Below are 15,393 nucleotides of genomic sequence, written 5' to 3'. Positions count from 1 at the left end.
GAACGAGAGGGGGCCCGAGCGTGACGATTCTGGAGAGTATCCGGGGACCACGCGACCTGAAGGCGCTGTCCGAGGCGGAGCTCGGTGAACTGTCCGAGGAGATACGCGAGTTCCTGGTCCACGCGGTCGCCCGCACCGGCGGCCACCTGGGGCCCAACCTGGGGGTGGTGGAACTGACCGTCGCACTCCACCGGGTCTTCGAGTCACCCGTCGACCGCATCCTGTGGGACACCGGTCACCAGAGCTATGTGCACAAGCTCCTGACAGGCCGTCAGGATTTTTCCAAGCTGCGCGGCAAGGGCGGTCTGTCCGGGTACCCGTCGCGCGAGGAGTCCGAGCACGACGTCATCGAGAACAGTCACGCCTCCACCGCACTCGGCTGGGCGGACGGTCTCGCCAAGGCCCGGCAGGTGCAGGGCGAGAAGGGGCACGTCGTCGCGGTCATCGGCGACGGCGCGCTCACCGGCGGCATGGCGTGGGAGGCGCTCAACAACATCGCCGCGGCCAAGGGCCGCCCGCTGATCATCGTCGTCAACGACAACGAGCGCTCCTACGCACCTACCATCGGCGGCCTCGCCAACCACCTCGCCACCCTGCGCACGACCGACAGCTACGAGAAGGTCCTGGCCTGGGGCAAGGACGTCCTGCTGCGCACCCCGGTCGTCGGGACCACCCTGTACGAGTCCCTGCACGGCGCGAAGAAGGGCTTCAAGGACGCCTTCGCACCGCAGGGCATGTTCGAGGACCTGGGCCTCAAGTACGTCGGCCCGATCGACGGCCACGACGTGGGCGCGGTGGAGTCCGCGCTGCGGCGCGCCAAACGCTTCCACGGACCGGTGCTCGTCCACTGCCTGACGGAGAAGGGCCGCGGTTACGAACCCGCGCTCGCCCACGAGGAGGACCACTTCCACACCGTCGGCGTGATGGACCCGCTCACCTGCGAGCCGCTCGCGCCCGCCACCCGCCCCTCCTGGACCTCCGTGTTCGGCGACGAGATCGTCGCGATCGCCGAGGAGCGCGAGGACGTCGTGGCGATCACGGCCGCCATGCTGCACCCGGTCGGGCTCGGCAGGTTCGCCGAGCGGTTCCCCGACCGGGTGTGGGACGTGGGGATCGCCGAACAGCACGCGGCGGTGTCCGCAGCAGGCCTGGCCACCGGCGGCCTCCACCCCGTCGTCGCCGTGTACGCGACCTTCCTCAACCGGGCCTTCGACCAGCTGCTGATGGACGTCGCCCTGCACCGCTGCGGGGTCACGTTCGTACTGGACCGGGCCGGTGTCACCGGGGTGGACGGGCCCTCGCACAACGGCATGTGGGACATGTCGATACTCCAGGTCGTACCCGGCCTCAGGATCGCCGCACCGCGCGACGCCGACCAGCTGAAGGCGCAGCTGCGGGAGGCGGTCGCGGTCGACGACGCGCCCACCCTGATCCGCTTCCCGAAGGAGTCGGTGGGGGAGCCGGTTCCGGCGGTGGACCGTGTCGGCGGCCTGGACGTACTGCACCGCCACCCGCGCACCCCGCAGGCCCTGCTGGTGGCCGTCGGCGTCATGGCCCCGGTCTGCCTCCAAGCCGCCGAACTGCTCGAGGCGCGCGGCATCGGCTGCACGGTCGTCGACCCCCGCTGGGTCAAACCCGTCGACGCCGCGCTGCCCGGGCTCGCCGCCGAGCACCTGCTCGTCGCGGTGGTCGAGGACAACAGCCGGTCCGCAGGGGTCGGTTCGGCGGTCGAGCTGGCCCTCGGGGACGCCGACGTCGACGTGCCCGTGCGCCGGTTCGGTATTCCGGAGCAGTTCCTCCCGCACGCCAAACGCGGGGAGGTGCTCGCCGACATAGGCCTGACGCCCGTCGAGATCGCCGGGCGCGTCAGCGCGTGCCTGGCCGCCAAGGACGAGCGGTCCAAGGAACAGTCCGACGACCGGTCCAAGGCGAAACCCAAGGTGAAATCCAGGGAGAAAAAGGAATGACCACCGCGGAACCGTCGCCCCAGTCCGCTTCCTCGTCCCCCGCCGAGGGGTTCGACCTCCGCGCGCTGCTGGCCGAGCGCGGAGCCGAGCGCTATGAGCTGCACACCAAGTACCTCAACCACCAGCTCCCGCGGATGCTGCACACCATCGGCTTCGACAAGGTCTACGAGCGGGCCGAGGGCGCGCACTTCTGGGACGCGGACGGCAACGACCACCTGGACATGCTCGCCGGGTTCGGGGTGATGGGGCTGGGCCGCCACCACCCCGTCGTCCGCCAGGCACTGCACGACGTCCTCGACGCCTCGCTCGCCGACCTCACCCGTTTCGACTGCCAGCCGCTGCCCGGACTGCTGGCCGAGAAACTGCTGACCCACAGCCCGCACCTGGACCGGGTGTTCTTCGGCAACAGCGGTACCGAGGCGGTCGAGACGGCGCTGAAGTTCGCCCGGTACGCCACGGGCAGACCGCGGATCCTGTACTGCGCGCACGCCTTCCACGGCCTGACGACGGGCTCGCTCTCCGTGAACGGCGAGACCGGCTTCCGGGACGGCTTCGCGCCGCTGCTGCCCGACACCGCCGTTACGCTCGGTGATCTCGACGCTCTCGCACGGGAGGTGAGGAAGGGCGATGTGGCCGCCCTGATCGTGGAGCCCATCCAGGGCAAGGGCGTGCACGAGGCGCCGCCCGGATATCTGCGCGCGGCGCAGGAACTGCTGCACCGGCACAAGGCACTGCTGATCGCGGACGAGGTGCAGACCGGACTCGGCCGCACCGGCGACTTCTACGCCTACCAGCACGAGGACGGGGTGGAACCGGACCTGGTGTGCGTGGCGAAGGCGCTGTCGGGCGGCTATGTCCCGGTGGGCGCGACGCTCGGCAAGGAATGGATCTTCAAGAAGGTCTACTCGTCCATGGACCGGGTTCTGGTCCACTCGGCGAGCTTCGGCTCGAACGCCCAGGCGATGGCGGCCGGGCTCGCCGTGCTGTCGGTCATGGAGAACGAACAGATCGTCGCCGGCGTCCGGGCCACGGGCGAGCGGCTGAAGTCCGGGCTCTCGGCACTGATCGACAAGTACGAGCTGCTGAGTGACGTCCGCGGCCGGGGCCTGATGATCGGCATCGAGTTCGGCAAGCCGAAGTCGCTGAAGCTGCGGAGCCGCTGGACCATGCTGCAGGCGGCCCGCAAGGGCCTCTTCGCACAGATGGTCGTCGTACCGCTGCTGCAACGGCACCGGATCCTCACGCAGGTCTCCGGCGACCATCTCGAAGTGATCAAACTCATTCCGCCCCTGATCATCGACGATCAGGACGTGGACCGTTTCGTGGCGGCGTTCACCGCGGTGATGGACGACGCGCATGAGGGCGGGCTGATGTGGGACTTCGGCAAGACGCTGGTGAGGCAGGCGGTGGCGAATCGGTAGGCGTTTTGGCGTTTTGCCTCTGAGGCAAGGAATTTGCCTCTCAGGTAAGGCTCTGGCTGAATCGAGGCATGAGCCCCAGTGAGCCGGCGGCGGCCGGAGAGCCCTCCGCCGAGGTTTCCGCCGTTGCCCCTCGCCTGCGCGAACTGCGCCGCCGAGTCGGTCTCACCCTGGAGGCCGCGGCCCGAGCAGCCGCGCTCTCACCCGCACACCTCTCCCGGCTGGAGACGGGACAGCGCCAGCCCTCCCTGCCGATGCTGCTCGCGCTCGCTCGCACCTACGGTACGACGGTCTCGGAACTGCTCGGCGAGACGGTCGCCGACCGGGACGCGATCGTCCGTGCCGCGGACATGGAACCGACCCGGGCCGGCGGCTGGACCTACTGGCAGGCCGGAGCGCAGGGCCGCGGCATGCAGGCGCTGCGGGTGCACGTGCCGTACGGCGCCCAGGGCGACATCGTGCGCGTCCATCCCGGGGAGGAGTGGCTGCACGTCCTGAAGGGCCGGCTGCGGCTGCGCCTCGGCGACACCACGCACCTCCTCGCGCCGGGAGACAGCGCGCACTTCGACTCGCTGACCCCGCACCGCATCGCCGCCGCCGACCAGGACGGCGCCGATCTGCTGTTCGTCCACACCTTGCTGCAGAGCCCCGCCACCGCGCTCTGCCTGGGCCCGGTCACCGGGCACCCGACCACAGGAGAGCCGTCATGAGCGACATGGAAGAGAAGTTCCCGCGCGCCCTGTGGGTGCGGCTGATCATCTACATCGCGGTGGGCCACGTCTTCGCGGCCTTCATCTACTTCCTGTTCGAGGCGGGTGCCAAGTAGGCAAAGAGGGTGCAGCAGGACAAGTAGGGGAGTAGGGCAAGCAGGGCAAATAGGGGGAGTAGGGGGTCAGCCCTCGAGAAGCCGATCGCGCAGCGTCTCCCGTGCCTCCGGCGTGAGCCCCAGGCCCCGCTCCAGATAGGTGTCGACGCCGCCCCAGGTCTCCTCGATGGTGTCGAAGGCCGCCGAGAGGTACTCCGCGCGGGCGTCGAAGAGCGGGTCGAGGAGTTCCATCACCTCGGGGCTGTACGCCTTGGCCGCGCTGCCGTTGCGGCGGACCCGGTAGCGGCGGTGCAGGGCCGCCGACTCCAGGTAGTCGGCCAGAATCGCGTCGCGCTCCACGCCCACGGCGAGCAGCGTGATCGCTATCGACAGGCCCGCCCGGTCCTTGCCGGCCGCGCAGTGCATCAGTGCGGGCACACTGTCCTCGGTCAGCTCCCTGAGTACCTGCGCATGCTCCGCGGTGCGCTCCGTGATGATCTTGCGGTACGAGCCGATCATCCGGTTGGCCGCCTTGCCGTCGGCCAGCAGGCGGCGCAGTTGGTCCAGATCGCCGTCCCGGACCATCGTCCAGAACTCCGCGCCGTGCGCCGGGTCCGTCAGCGGAAGGTTCAGATTGCGCACGCCGGGCAGCTCGACGTCCGGCCCTTCGAGCTTGATGTCCGCCGCGTTGCGGAAATCGAAGATCGTGTGCAGGCCGAGCGAGGCGAGGAACTTCGCGTCGCTGTCCGTCGCATGGGCGAGATGGCCGCTGCGGAACAGCCGTCCGTGTCCGACCCGCCGGCCGTCCTCGGTCGGCAGACCGCCCACGTCACGGAAGTTTCGCACCCCGGACAGCTCGGGCTCGGTCGACGGGACCTGCTCCGTCACGGGCACTCCTCCCACTCGGCCGCGGACGCTGTTGTCGGCGGGCGCGAATCCGACGATACGACACGGCTTCACGGGCCAACGACTTGTCCACAGGCGGCCGGTAGCCGGGCCTCGAGGTTGTCCACAGACCGTCGGCGCTGCTTCGGCTTGTTGTCCACAGGCGTTGCGGAGGAGGCCTGTGGACCTTGATGATGTTGGGGCTTGGGCGTGGCTGTTCGACTCTGTGGGGGCGTGATGGTGGACATCGGCAAGGACGGTCGGACCTGGTTGCTGACCGGTCCCACCAGCGGTTACGCCCTGCGACTGACCGAGCGCGACGAGCTGCTCCAGCTGCACTGGGGTCCGCGCGTCACGCTCGCCGACGCCGAGGCGCTCGCCGCCCGGCCCGAGCCGCAGTACTGGCCCTTCGAGTCCGAGCTGGACGGACGCGAGGAGTACCCGGTCGAGGGCGGCCCCCGCTTCGTGCGGCCCGCGCTGTCGGTGCGTACTCAGGAGCGGCGCGGCACCGAGTGGCGGTTCGAGGAGTACGAGACGGACGGGGAGGAACTGCGGCTGCGGTTCACCGACGCCGGACTCGCCATCACCCTGCACTACCGGATGCGGCCCGCCACGGACGTCGTCGAGCGCTGGGTGACCCTCGGCAACCAGGGAGACCGGTCGCTGGAGCTGCTGCGCGCGGACTCCGCGACCTGGACGCTGCCCGAGCGCGACGGCTGGCGGCTGTCCCAGCTGCACGGCCGGTGGGCGGCCGAGTCCCAACTGGTGCGCACGGACCTGACCTACGGCGAGAAGATCATCGGCAGTCGGCGCGGCCACACCGGGCACCAGCATTTGCCCTGGGTCGCGCTGGACGCCGAAGGTGCCACCGAGGAGCGCGGGGAGGTGTACGGCTGCGCGCTCGGCTGGTCGGGCTCGTGGCGCATCAGCGTGGCCCAACTCCCCGACGGCCGGGTGCAGATCACCGGAGGCGCCGGGTACGACGACTCGGGCCTGCTGCGGCTGGAGCCCGGTGAGTCCTTCACCACACCGGTCTTCGCGGGACTGTGGAGCGACGGCGGCTTCGGCGGCGCCAGCCGGGCCTGGCACGCCTACCAGCGCGCGTATGTGATCCCCGGCGCGGAGCAGGACCGTCCCGTGCTCTTCAACTCCTGGGAAGCCACCACCTTTGACATCTCCGAGGATCAGCAGCGTGCGCTGGCGCGGCGGGCCGCGGCGATGGGCGTCGAACTCTTCGTGGTGGACGACGGCTGGTTCGGCACCCGCACCAGCGACCGTTCCGGGCTCGGCGACTGGACGCCCAACCCGGACCGCTTCCCGGCCGGGCTCAAGCCGCTGGCCGACGACGTGCACGCGCTGGGCATGCAGTTCGGGATCTGGGTCGAGCCGGAAATGGTCAATCCGGACAGTGAGTTGTATCGCGCCCATCCCGATTGGATTCAGTATCAACCGGGACGAAAGCGGACGGAATTCCGCAATCAGCTTGTGCTCAACCTGGCACGTGACGATGTCCAGCAGTATCTGTGGGAGCAACTCGACAATCTGCTCTCCAGCGCCCCGATCGACTATGTGAAGTGGGACTTCAACCGCTGCTTCACCGACGCCGGCTGGCCGGGGGAGGCGTATCCGCAACGCCTGTGGGTCGACCACGTCCATGCCCTGTACGCCCTGCTGGACCGGCTGCGGGCCGCCCATCCGCACGTCGCCTTCGAATCCTGCTCCGGCGGCGGGGGCCGGATCGACCTCGGGATCCTCGGCCGCACGGACCAGGTGTGGACCTCGGACAACACCGATCCGCTGGACCGGCTCTCCATCCAGCACGGCTTCAGTCAGCTCCATCCGGCGCGGGTCATGGCCGCGTGGGTCACCGACAGCCCCAACACCCAGCTCAACGGGCGGGTCAGTTCCCTCAGGTTCCGCTTTGTGAGCGCCATGGCCGGGGTGCTCGGAATCGGCGGCGACCTCACCGAGTGGACGGACGAGGAACTGGCCGAGGCGCACGAGTGGGTCACGCTCTACAAGGAGATACGCCCCGTCGTGCAGCGCGGGGACCTGTACCGCTTGCGGGCGCCGGAGGGCGGGCTGAGCGCGGTCCAGTACACCTACGGCGACGAGACCGTGGTCCTCGCGTGGCTCCAGGCCCAGCGGTTCGGTGAGCCGGTGGCGCCGGTGCGCCTGCGCGGCCTCGACCGGGGGGCGGCGTACCGGAACGTGGAGACGGGTGAAGTGCACCGGGGGGCGGTGCTGGAGCACCACGGGCTGCACACCGGACTGCGCGGCGACCTCGACGCGACCGTGCTGCGACTGCGCCGGATCTGATCGATCTGTCCTAATTCGTAGCACGGTAAGGCTTAAGGGTGTTTCGGTTTAATTCGCCCCAACTGGCCCTGGAGTAAAAGCTCATCGGCCGACCGCGCGTGAGCAGCGTCATATCCGTGACGGTCCGTCGCCGTCATGTTCATGTAATTCGGCCGTGTTTTAAGGGTGTTAAGGGGGATCTCATGTTCCGAGTTAACGGAGCGTAATCGGCATTCCTGGTATTGATCAAGAGAAAGTGACGAAAGCTCAGCCCTTGGCTTGTCGCGGCGCGTAACCGTCGCTTACGTTCCCCATCAATCCAGTCGGAACGCCGAATCCTGCCGCCGACCGGAGACCGCAACTCACCCGTGTTCGGCAGGAGCGGGGGACCCACAGGTAAAACGCCTGGTCCGGTCTCCGGAACAGGCTTGGGGTTAAGCCGTGCATTGCCGCGGCCGGGCATCTCCAGTCCGCACCCGACAGCTCACCTCGTAGGCGCCGGAGAGGAATTCGTCATGCCCGCGAAGGGTAAGCACCGTCGTGTCAAAACCCGTCGTTTCAGTCGCTCGATCGCCATTGCCGGCACCGGTGGTGCCGCGATCGCACTGCCTTTGACGGTCGCCGCGGGGGCGCATGCCGCGACCCCGTCGTCGGCAACTCAGAGTGTTTCGGAGAAGACCGTCCAGGCCGCTCCGGTCGCCGTGCAGAAGACCGCCGCGAAGACCTACACCGTTGAGCCCGGGGACTTTCTTGCGAAGATCGCCGACGAGCAGCACGTCTCCGGCGGCTGGAAGAAGCTCTACGAGGACAACCGCGCCGCCGTCGGCAGTGACCCGTCCCTGATCCACCCCGGTCTGAAGCTGACGATCGGCGCCAAGGCGGCGTCAGGCGGCGGCAAGTCGTCAGCGGCTCCCAAGCCTTCCACGGCGCCCAAGTCCTCCGCGGCGCCGAAGTCGTCGACGGCTTCCAAGTCCTCGTCGGCGCCCAAGTCCTCCGCGGCGAAGAAGGCCGACACGGGCACCGAGGCCGTCGCGAGCAACGTCGCCGGCTTCACCCTGCCGATCCAGGGTGCCTCGGTCGGTACCCCGTACCGCATGTCCGGCAGCATGTGGTCCAGCGGCTACCACACCGGTGTGGACTTCGCGGCCCCGACCGGCACCTCCCTCGAGGCGGTCGGCGCCGGCACCGTCGTCTCCGCCGGCTGGGGCGGCGCCTACGGCAACCAGGTCGTCATCCAGCTCGACGACGGCAAGTACGCGCAGTACGCCCACCTGTCCTCGCTCTCGGTCTCGGCCGGGCAGCGCGTGGCGGCGGGCCAGCAGGTCGGTCTCTCCGGCGCCACCGGTAATGTGACCGGACCGCACCTGCACTTCGAGATCCGCACGGGCCCCGACTACGGCTCGGACATCGACCCGCTGGCGTACCTGCGCTCGAAGGGCGTGTCCATCTGATCGAAGGGTGCCTCCCCTCGCCGGGTGACCCCCAACACCGAGGACCGGACTCCGCTGCGCGGATCCGGTCCTCCGCGTTGGGTGGCAGCGGGTCTCGACATGGGGCGGGGGTGACTGCAGAGTGATCCCCAGCAAGCGCTTTCCGTGGTGGATGGACGTGCGATGCGGCGTGACCATCACCGTCACTTCGGAGGGGAACTCTCATGGCGACGACCACCCGTAGAGCCTTCGGCGCCCTCGCCGCCGGTGCCGCGTCAGCCGCTCTCGCCCCGGCGGCCGTCGCGAAGGCCGACAGCGGGACGAACAGTGCAAGTGCCGCAAACCGCACGAAGGGTGCGGCCACCGTGGGCGGACGCCCGGGGCGCGGTCGTCGTCGGCTCCTCGCCGCCGACGACTTCCGTCTCGGTCTCGGCCAGTGGGCCACCGAACTCCAGGACGGCGGAAGCGTCACCGCATCACGCGGCGTGCTGGACATCGATGTGCCGAGCGGGGCCACCGTCTGGTTCCGGCGGCGGCTCGCCGGGCCGTACGTCATCGCGTACACGGCCACGCCCGTCTCCGCGGGTGGCGCCAACGACCGGGTCTCGGACCTGAACAACTTCTGGAACGCCACCGACGTGCGTTCCCCGGACGACATCTTCGCCACCCCGCGCGGTGGCGCGCTCGCCGAGTACGACCACCTCACGACGTACTACGCGGGCCACGGCGCCAACAGCAACACGACCATCCGGCTGCGCCGCCATGTGGGCCAGGCCGGGGTGCGCCCGCTGATCGTCGACCACACCGAGCCGCTCCTCGTGCCCAACGAGCCGAACCGGGTGCGGATCGTGTCGAACGGCTCGACCGTCCAGTGGTGGGACAACGGACGGCTCGTCTTCGACTGCACCGACCCCGAGCCGTACACAGGTGGGCACTTCGCCTTCCGTACGGTGTGGAGCCACTTCCACATCAGCGGCTTCCGGGTCTGGCGGCTCTGACCGGGGCAGTCCCGGGCCCCGAGGCGGCCGTCCCCGGAGGCCCCAGGGCGGTCGTTCGGCGGCCCGCCCGTCCGAGCCGTCAGGCGTGGTGCCGTCCCGTCAGGGAGGCGAACCCGTCTTCGAGGCCGCGGCGGAACGCGGACCGTCGCTCTGGAGGCATGTCGAGCATCAGCCGGTCCTCGAGCCTCTGCACCTCCGGTGCGCACGCCGCCAGCAGTTCCTCCCCGTCCCGGGTCAGCCGCGCCTCCATGATCCGCCGGTTGCCCGGGGCGTGGGCGCGTTCGATCAGCCCGCGCTCCTCCAGCGAGCGCACGATCTCGTGCATCGTCTGCGGCCTGACGAAGGAGCGGCGGGCCAGCTGGGCGGAGGAGAGAACTCCTCGGTGCTGAAGCACGGTCAGGGCCGTGTACTGGAACGTCGTGAGCCCGTACGGCCGGAGTGCCTCGTCCATGAAGGAGCGGATGGCCAGTTCGAGTTGTTTGATGAGGTAGATCGTCAGCGGACCTTTGCCGCCCTGCGGGTTCGGACCGGAATCCGGACCTGGAACTGGATCGGAATCCGGCCCCGGACAGGAATCCGGCCCCGGACAGGAATCCGGACCCGGATCCCATTCGGCTGCCTCCGCCATCGTGCGCACCTTTTTGCTCGGTCAGTCGGAGGTCGGGCGAGACCGTCAGCGAGTCAGGCGACGGGGTGTTCTCACTCGATAGCCGACAGGCAGTAGTTCCAGGTCACGTCGGCGTGCCACGGTGCCCCACAGTCCGAGGGGCATCCAGAGCGTCATCCCGATGGCCAGGGCGCCGAGCCCGATCAGATACCAGGTGCCTCCGTTGTCGCCGAACCAGTCCTGCACCAGGAAGAAGACGATCGCTCCGATGATCGGTCCCTCGAAGGTGCCGAGACCACCGATGACCACCATGAAGATCATGTACGCGGACCAGTGGACCCCGAAGATGGAATCCGGCTGCACCCGCAGAGTGTTCGCCAGGGTGAGGCCGCCGGCCGCCGCGCAGCCCACCGCCGCGAGGACGAAGACCAGCCGCTTAGCCGAGGTGACCCGTACCCCGACGGAGGCGGCGCCCACCGGGTCGTCGCGGATCGCCTCCAGCGAAGCACCGGTCCGGCTGCGCAGCAGGACGAACACGGCGAGCAGCAGCAGGCTCATCAGCGCCAGGGCGAGCCAGTACACCTGGGCCTGCCGCACCGCCGGATCGGTGCCCGACAGATCGGTCAGCGAGCGGCCGGAACCGCCTCCCAGCGAAGGGGTGTTCACCACGACCAGCCGGAAGAACTCGGCGATCGCCCACATGCCGATGGCGAACTGACCGCCAGTCAGCCGAAACGCGAGCAGTGAAGTGGGTACGGCGACGGCTCCGGCCAGCAGGGCCGCCAGGACGACCGCGGGAAAGGGGCTCATGCCCCGGTCGACGAGCAGGAAGACACCGTACGCGCCGAGGCCGATGAAGCCCTGCTGGCCGACGGAGACCAGCCCGGCGTAGCCCGCCAGCGCGTTCCACATGGCCGCGACGATGACGAGGACGAACAGTACCGTCAGCTTCGCGGTCACCTCGGGCGCGAAGACGAAGGGCGCGAACGCCAGGGCGAGCAGCAGGGCGGCCAGGGCACCCGACGCCGTACGGGAGACGGGAGTCCACCGGTGGATGGTGGCGGTGCTGGGGGCGGCCGGTGATGCGGTGGTCATGTACGGCTCCTTCTCATACCGAGCAGTCCCTGCGGGCGGAAGGCCAGGACCGCGAGGAAGACCGCGTGTCCGGCCACGATGGAGAAGCGCGGATCCACCTGCGCGCCCACCGTCTGGGCGACACCGAGGACCATGCCGCCGGCGAGCGTCCCCCACAGCGAACCGAGCCCCCCGATCACGACGACCTCGAAGGCGAACAGCAGTTGGGTCGGCCCCATGGACGGGCTGAACGACGACCGCATGGCGAAGAACGCGCCCGCCAGACCAGCGGTGGCGACGGCGATGGCGGCTGCCCAGGCGTACACCCTGCGGCTGTCGATCCCGACCAGCTCGGCGGTGTCCGCGTCGGCGGCGGTGGCGCGGATCGCCCGGCCGATACCCGTACGGGCGAGCAGCAACTGCAGGCCGCCGAGCAGCGCCACCGCCACTGCCACGGTCAGTGCGCCGAGGTACGGGATGCTCACCGACGGCCCGAGCTGGAAGCCGGCCGTGGCCAGCGAACCGACGTCCAGGGAGCGGCTGTCGGCGCTGAAGATCTCCAGCAGCACGTTCTGCAGCACGATGGCGAGACCGAAGGTGGCCAGCATCGACGACATCTCGCCGGTGCGCAGCGCGGTGCTGAGAATGCCCCGCTGCAACGCCACTCCGACCAGGCCCATCACCGGCAGGACCAGCAGCACTGCGAAGAAGGGGCTGATGCCCACGGCGGCGGCCAGCACCGCGACGAGGAACGCACCGAGAACCGCGAGATCGCCGTGGCTCAGGTTGACGGTCCGCATGACTCCGAACATCAGGGAGAGGCCGCAGGCGAAGAGCGCGTACACGCCGCCGAGCATGACGCCCTGCACGATGGCGTTGATCCAGTTCATGCCGGCTCCCTTTCGGATTCCTCTGGTACGGCCGTGGCCGGGTTCGCGGCTCCGCCGCCCTTGGCGCGGCTCAGTCCGAAGTACGCATCGACGACCTGTTCGCGGGTGACGGCGTCGGCGGACTCGTCGAGGACGACGCGGCCTTCGAGCATGCACAGCACGCGCCGGGAGACCCCCAGGGCGCGGCCGAGGTCCTGCTCCACCAGCAGCACCGTCGTGCCGCCGGACAGGATCGTGCCGAGCGATTGGTAGAGGGTGTCGACCACGATGGGCGCGAGGCCCAGCGACACCTCGTCGAGCAGCAGCAGCCGGGGGTTGGTCATCAGCGCCCTGCCGATGGCCACGGCCTGCTGCTCACCGCCCGAGAGGTTTCCGGCGCGCCGTTTCAGCAGTCCGTCCAGGAGGGGGAAGGCGGCCAGGACGGCGGCCAGATCCCATGGTCCCGATCGCTTCACGCGGGAGGCGACCAGCAGGTTCTCCTCCACGGTGAGATCGGCGAAGAGCCGTCGCCCCTCGGGGACCAGCGCGATCCCGGCGGCGACGCGGTCGTGGGCCCGTCGGGCCGTCACATCCACCCCGTCGAGCCGGATACGGCCGTCGGCCGGCCGGTGTGCTCCGGCGACGGCCCGCATGAGGGTGGACTTGCCGGCGCCGTTGGCTCCGACCATCGCCACGACCTCGCCCTCGTCCACGGTGAACGACACCTCGCGGACCGCGCGCAGCAGACCGTGTCTCACCTCGAGACTCTCTATCGACAGCAGACTCATGCCGCGCTCCCGAGATACGCCTCGACGACCCGGGGATCGGACATGACGGCGTCCGGTTCACCCTCCGCCAGGACCCGCCCCTGCGCCAGGCAGACCAGCCGGTCGATCACCCGCAGCAGCGCGTGGATGACGTGCTCGATCCAGACGATGGCGATGCCGTCGGCACGCAACTGCTCAATGGTGGCGATCAGTTCGTCCGTCTCGGCATCGGTGAGACCACCGGCGATCTCGTCCAGCAGCAGCACCTGCGGATCGGTCGCCAGCGCCCGCGCCATTTCCAGCCGTTTGCGCTCCAGCAGGGTGAGTGCGGCCGCGGGCCGGTTTGCCTGCGCGAGCATGCCGCAGCGCTCGAGTACGCCGAGAGCGTGACGCTCGGCCGCCCCGCGGCGGTGCGAGCCGCCCTGCACCGATGCGACCAGCACGTTCTCGTAGGTCGTCATGCCCGTGAAGGGACGCGGCACCTGATGGGAGCGCCCGATGCCCCTGCGACAACGACGGTCCGCCTTCCAGCGGGTCACGTCCTGGCCCTGGAACGTGACGCTGCCCTCGGAGGGCGCCTGGGCCCCGGAGAGGATGTCGAGCAGGGTCGTCTTTCCGGCGCCGTTCGGGCCGACGATGCCCAGGGCCTCACCGGGGGCGAGGGCGATGTCGATGCCTTCGAGGACGACCAGGCTGCCGAAGCGGCGGTGTACACCGCGCGCCGAGAGGACCGGTGGCGTGGCCGGGTCGGCCCTCCTCGCCCCGCCCGCCCGCGCGGTCAGCGGCTCAGTCGAGGGGCTCAAGGCTGCCTCCGAGCGGGATGTCGCGGAAGGAGTTCTTGTCGACGATGACGGGCTCGAGGGGGAAGCTGCTGCCCTTGGCGGCCTTGCGCCACTGCGCCATCACCAGCGGCTCCGTGGACACGTTCTTCACCGGCCCGGACGTCCAGTCCAGCGGCCCGACGACCGTGGTGAGCTTGGCTTTGCCCAGGGCGGCCGCGAGCTCCCCCCGGTCCTTCGGATCGGAGGTCTCCTTCAGCGCGTGCACCGCGACTTCGAAGAGCGCCATGTTGGACCCGAGGATCTGGGTCCACTGCCTGCCCGTCGACTTCTCGTACTCCTCGGCCAGTTCGAAGCCGTACTGGCGGGTGAGAGTTGACGTGAACGGGAACTTCGGCGTCCACCAGAAGCCGGCGCTGAGACCGTAGCCGAGTGGACCGAGCGCCTCGACCTGGGAGGGCAGCAGACCGGTCTTGGCGATGGACGCGATACGCGGCCGGTAACCCTGCTGCCGGGCCTGCTTCCAGAACGTGGCGAAGTCCGGCGGCAGGGGGAAGGTGTTGAAGATCTCCGCGTCCGCCTTCTTGAACGCCGCGATCTGCGCCGAGTAGTCGTTCGTCCCGTCCTCGTACGCGCCCGGGTCGACGATGGTGAACCCGCTCTTCTTCAGCTGCGGACCGAGTCCGTCCCGGATCGCCTTGCCGTCCGGGTCGTTGGGCCACATGACACCGACCCGCTTGTTGGTCTTCACCCCGCCCTCCGTCCACAGCGAGGTGTACGCGGCATGGATCTCCGCGACGCCGATGAAGAAGTGGTACGTGTACGTGAACGGCTTCTCCGGAGTGGCGCCCCGGCCGAAGTACCAGGCCTCCCAGGGCACGGCGGTCGACAGGCACGGGATCTTGGCCGCCTCGCACGCGTCGGCGACGGGGTTGACCGTCTCGGGCGTGGAGGTGACCAGCATCAGGTCGATCTTCTCGCCGTTGATCAGGTCGGTCGCCACCTGCGCGGCGTTCTGCGGATTGGACTGACTGTCACGGTCGATGATCTCGACGGAGTACTTCTTGCCGCCGATCTTCAACCCGCCCTTGAAGGCGGCGCGCATCTTCTTCATGAGATAGGCGTTCGGCTCGCCGAAGCCTGCGGCCGGGCCCGTGGTGGGCGAGACGTAACCGATCCGGAGCACCGCGTCGCTCTGCGCGGAGGACTCCTTGATGCCGCCGCAGGCGGTCAGCAGACCACCCGTGGAGAGCAGCCCAGCGGCTCCGGCCGTGCCGCGGAGAACGGATCTCCGGGACAAATTACCTGTCATGGGTGCACTCATGGATGCCTCCGGCACGTCAAGGGGGCGGAAGTGGGGGTGGTGACCTGCTGGGCAAGACGGACCGGCAGCAGGGAGCGGCGGACGGGTCCCGTTGCGCACCGGTGGGGCGGGGCGGCGTCCCAATATCAGGAACCCTGATGATGGCCACGATGATGCAGATGCCGGCGTCGGA

Annotated in this window: 14 protein-coding genes and 1 riboswitch; of the genes, 7 read left to right on the top strand and 7 right to left on the bottom strand. The window is 69.4% G+C overall.

Annotated features, from left to right (window positions below; translation table 11 throughout):
- Positions 1-20 precede the first annotated feature (20 nt).
- The 4 genes from dxs to EF387_RS33905 all read left to right on the top strand — a co-directional run bounded on the left by dxs (position 21) and on the right by EF387_RS33905 (position 4,211).
- On the top strand, positions 21-1,967 hold the full coding sequence (gene dxs, locus EF387_RS33920) for a 1-deoxy-D-xylulose-5-phosphate synthase (RefSeq protein ID WP_128379438.1): 1,947 nt from the start codon (positions 21-23) through the stop codon (positions 1,965-1,967).
- Entirely contained in the window at positions 1,964-3,388 is a 1,425-nt protein-coding gene (locus EF387_RS33915) for an aspartate aminotransferase family protein (protein WP_128379437.1), read from the top strand. Before dxs ends, EF387_RS33915 begins: the two co-directional genes overlap by 4 nt.
- Before the next feature lie 68 nt (positions 3,389-3,456).
- Complete coding sequence (locus EF387_RS33910; protein WP_128379436.1) at positions 3,457-4,095, top strand: helix-turn-helix domain-containing protein; 639 nt, start codon at positions 3,457-3,459, stop codon at positions 4,093-4,095.
- A complete protein-coding gene (locus EF387_RS33905; protein ID WP_128379435.1) occupies positions 4,092-4,211 on the top strand; it encodes a DUF6126 family protein in 120 nt (39 codons plus the stop codon). Before EF387_RS33910 ends, EF387_RS33905 begins: the two co-directional genes overlap by 4 nt.
- A 66-nt stretch (positions 4,212-4,277) precedes the next feature.
- On the opposite strand, the gene EF387_RS33900 is transcribed toward EF387_RS33905, so the two are convergent.
- Positions 4,278-5,078, bottom strand: a complete 801-nt coding sequence (locus EF387_RS33900; RefSeq protein ID WP_128379434.1) for a tyrosine-protein phosphatase — start codon at positions 5,076-5,078, stop codon at positions 4,278-4,280.
- 234 nt (positions 5,079-5,312) lie between these two features.
- On the opposite strand from EF387_RS33900, the gene EF387_RS33895 reads away from it, so the two are divergent.
- The 3 genes from EF387_RS33895 to EF387_RS33885 all read left to right on the top strand — a co-directional run bounded on the left by EF387_RS33895 (position 5,313) and on the right by EF387_RS33885 (position 9,801).
- A complete protein-coding gene (locus EF387_RS33895) occupies positions 5,313-7,394 on the top strand; it encodes an alpha-galactosidase (protein ID WP_128379497.1) in 2,082 nt (693 codons plus the stop codon).
- A gap of 298 nt (positions 7,395-7,692) precedes the next feature.
- A riboswitch (cyclic di-AMP (ydaO/yuaA leader) is annotated at positions 7,693-7,884 on the top strand.
- Between the two features lie 4 nt (positions 7,885-7,888).
- The gene (locus tag EF387_RS33890; RefSeq protein WP_128379433.1) at positions 7,889-8,824 is read left to right on the top strand and encodes a M23 family metallopeptidase; all 936 of its coding nucleotides are present in this window, start codon (positions 7,889-7,891) and stop codon (positions 8,822-8,824) included.
- Between the two features lie 203 nt (positions 8,825-9,027).
- Positions 9,028-9,801, top strand: a complete 774-nt coding sequence (locus tag EF387_RS33885; RefSeq protein WP_128379432.1) for a DUF6250 domain-containing protein — start codon at positions 9,028-9,030, stop codon at positions 9,799-9,801.
- A gap of 79 nt (positions 9,802-9,880) precedes the next feature.
- On the opposite strand, the gene EF387_RS33880 is transcribed toward EF387_RS33885, so the two are convergent.
- The 6 genes from EF387_RS33880 to EF387_RS33855 all read right to left on the bottom strand — a co-directional run bounded on the left by EF387_RS33880 (position 9,881) and on the right by EF387_RS33855 (position 15,209).
- Positions 9,881-10,252 (bottom strand): MarR family winged helix-turn-helix transcriptional regulator, encoded by a 372-nt coding sequence (locus EF387_RS33880; RefSeq protein WP_238431752.1) that lies wholly within the window; start codon positions 10,250-10,252, stop codon positions 9,881-9,883.
- 222 nt (positions 10,253-10,474) lie between these two features.
- A complete protein-coding gene (locus tag EF387_RS33875; protein ID WP_128379430.1) occupies positions 10,475-11,503 on the bottom strand; it encodes a branched-chain amino acid ABC transporter permease in 1,029 nt (342 codons plus the stop codon).
- Positions 11,500-12,372, bottom strand: coding sequence for a branched-chain amino acid ABC transporter permease (locus EF387_RS33870; RefSeq protein WP_128379429.1), 873 nt, complete (start codon positions 12,370-12,372; stop codon positions 11,500-11,502). Before EF387_RS33870 ends, EF387_RS33875 begins: the two co-directional genes overlap by 4 nt.
- On the bottom strand, positions 12,369-13,139 hold the full coding sequence (locus tag EF387_RS33865) for an ABC transporter ATP-binding protein (protein WP_128379428.1): 771 nt from the start codon (positions 13,137-13,139) through the stop codon (positions 12,369-12,371). The genes EF387_RS33870 and EF387_RS33865 overlap by 4 nt, the downstream gene beginning before the upstream one ends.
- Positions 13,136-13,921, bottom strand: a complete 786-nt coding sequence (locus EF387_RS33860) for an ABC transporter ATP-binding protein (RefSeq protein WP_202918392.1) — start codon at positions 13,919-13,921, stop codon at positions 13,136-13,138. Before EF387_RS33860 ends, EF387_RS33865 begins: the two co-directional genes overlap by 4 nt.
- Entirely contained in the window at positions 13,905-15,209 is a 1,305-nt protein-coding gene (locus tag EF387_RS33855; RefSeq protein WP_128379427.1) for an ABC transporter substrate-binding protein, read from the bottom strand. Before EF387_RS33855 ends, EF387_RS33860 begins: the two co-directional genes overlap by 17 nt.
- Between the last annotated feature and the right edge of the window lie 184 nt (positions 15,210-15,393).

This window comes from Streptomyces cavernae (assembly GCF_004023625.1).
Classification (GTDB): domain Bacteria; phylum Actinomycetota; class Actinomycetes; order Streptomycetales; family Streptomycetaceae; genus Streptomyces; species Streptomyces cavernae.
This window is presented reverse-complemented; position numbering and strand designations above follow the sequence as displayed.

What these genes read in the sequence shown, in the direction of transcription:
- EF387_RS33915 (WP_128379437.1), top strand. Translation starts at nt 1,964, where the DNA reads ATGACCACCGCGGAACCGTCGCCCCAGTCCGCTTCCTCGTCCCCCGCC.
- EF387_RS33910 (WP_128379436.1), top strand. Translation starts at nt 3,457, where the DNA reads ATGAGCCCCAGTGAGCCGGCGGCGGCCGGAGAGCCCTCCGCCGAGGTT.
- EF387_RS33905 (WP_128379435.1), top strand. Translation starts at nt 4,092, where the DNA reads ATGAGCGACATGGAAGAGAAGTTCCCGCGCGCCCTGTGGGTGCGGCTG.
- EF387_RS33895 (WP_128379497.1), top strand. Translation starts at nt 5,313, where the DNA reads ATGGTGGACATCGGCAAGGACGGTCGGACCTGGTTGCTGACCGGTCCC.
- EF387_RS33890 (WP_128379433.1), top strand. Translation starts at nt 7,889, where the DNA reads ATGCCCGCGAAGGGTAAGCACCGTCGTGTCAAAACCCGTCGTTTCAGT.
- EF387_RS33885 (WP_128379432.1), top strand. Translation starts at nt 9,028, where the DNA reads ATGGCGACGACCACCCGTAGAGCCTTCGGCGCCCTCGCCGCCGGTGCC.
- EF387_RS33880 (WP_238431752.1), bottom strand. Translation starts at nt 10,252, where the DNA reads ATGGACGAGGCACTCCGGCCGTACGGGCTCACGACGTTCCAGTACACG.
- EF387_RS33875 (WP_128379430.1), bottom strand. Translation starts at nt 11,503, where the DNA reads ATGACCACCGCATCACCGGCCGCCCCCAGCACCGCCACCATCCACCGG.
- EF387_RS33870 (WP_128379429.1), bottom strand. Translation starts at nt 12,372, where the DNA reads ATGAACTGGATCAACGCCATCGTGCAGGGCGTCATGCTCGGCGGCGTG.
- EF387_RS33865 (WP_128379428.1), bottom strand. Translation starts at nt 13,139, where the DNA reads ATGAGTCTGCTGTCGATAGAGAGTCTCGAGGTGAGACACGGTCTGCTG.
- EF387_RS33855 (WP_128379427.1), bottom strand. Translation starts at nt 15,209, where the DNA reads ATGACAGGTAATTTGTCCCGGAGATCCGTTCTCCGCGGCACGGCCGGA.